This is a genomic window from Robinsoniella sp. (genome assembly GCF_034124845.1).
Genome location: NZ_JAWYAJ010000447.1, coordinates 17,324 through 18,813, shown reverse-complemented (window position 1 = coordinate 18,813; position 1,490 = coordinate 17,324). Strand labels below are relative to the sequence as shown.

The window sequence follows — 1,490 nt, the reverse complement described above, 5'->3', positions numbered from 1 at the left end:
GTATGCCAGGTGGTGTGAGAGGACGGGAGTTAGTCACTCCCTCCTACTTGATTTTATGGAATAAGCTTATTCAGCCTCGGAACGTTCGTGCAGCGGTGTATATTCTTTATGTTTTGCAACGCTCTTATAAGCAGGACGGATAATTTTTCCGTTGTTTGCCAATTCTTCAATGCGGTGTGCGCTCCAGCCCACAACTCGCGCGATTGCAAAGATGGGTGTAAACAACTCGGTGGGAAGATCCAGCATACTGTAAACAAAGCCGCTGTAAAAGTCAACGTTAGCGCTTACACCTTTATAGATTTTACGTTCTTCTCCGATTACCTGGGGAGCCAGGCGCTCAATCATAGAATAGAGCTTAAACTCTTCTTCTCTTCCTTTTTCTTTGGAAAGGCTTTCTACAAAGGATTTAAATATATTTGCTCTTGGATCGGACAGAGAATAAACGGCGTGTCCCATACCATAGATCAGTCCGGCATGGTCAAAAGCCTCTTTGTTTAACAAACGTTTCAGGTAATTTTTGATTTCCTCTTCATCAGACCAGTCTTTTACCGTTTTTTTCATGTCTTCAAACATCTTGACTACTTTGATATTGGCTCCGCCGTGTTTTGGTCCTTTTAAAGAACCCAGGGAAGCAGCCATAGAAGAGTAGGTGTCTGTTCCGGAAGAAGATACCACATGGGTTGTGAAAGTAGAGTTATTACCGCCGCCATGTTCCATATGGAGAATCAGTGCAACGTCTAAAATCTTAGCTTCCAGTTTTGTAAATTTACTATTTGGGCGTAAAATATGAAGAATGTTTTCAGCGGTAGATAGTTCCGGCTGGGGTGAGTGGATAAAAAGGCTGTTGCCATCGTGATAGTGGCTGTATGCCTGGTAGCCATATACAGAAAGCATAGGGAAAAGGCTGATTAACTGCAGGCATTGTCTGAGGACATTTGGAATAGATACGTCATCTGCCCTGTCATCATAGGAATAAAGTGTCAGGACGCTTCGTGCCAGGGTGTTCATCATGTCCTGGCTTGGTGCTTTCATAATAATATCCCGGACAAAGCTGGTTGGCAGTGTGCGGTATGTAGCAAGCAGGTTGGAAAAATCACGTAATTGCTCTTCCGTTGGAAGTGCTCCGAAAAGAAGCAGATAAGTTACTTCTTCAAAGCCATAACGGTCATCATGGATGAAGCCCTGGATGATGTCTTCCACATCGATGCCGCGGTAGAAGAGTTTACCTTCACAAGGAATCATTTCGCTGTCTACAACGGTATAGGATCGGATCTCTGCAATGTCTGTCAGACCTGCAAGGACGCCCTTACCACTAATATCACGAAGACCTCTTTTTACTTCGTATTTTGTGTACAGCTCCGTGTTGATCTGGCTGGTATCAGTAGCCAGCTTGGAAAGAGAGAGAATATCAGGTGTAATTTCTGAATACGTACTCATAGTTGTTTCCTCCTGTTCTGTTTTGAACGTGTTTGAAAAATCTTTTCTGACAG

General features: G+C 43.6%; 1 protein-coding gene. It reads right to left on the bottom strand.

Annotated features, from left to right (window positions below; translation table 11 throughout):
• Positions 1 to 66: 66 nt before the first annotated feature.
• Positions 67 to 1,437, bottom strand: a complete 1,371-nt coding sequence (locus tag ACH2DQ_RS22125) for a citrate/2-methylcitrate synthase (RefSeq protein ID WP_394915005.1) — start codon at positions 1,435 to 1,437, stop codon at positions 67 to 69.
• Between the last annotated feature and the right edge of the window lie 53 nt (positions 1,438 to 1,490).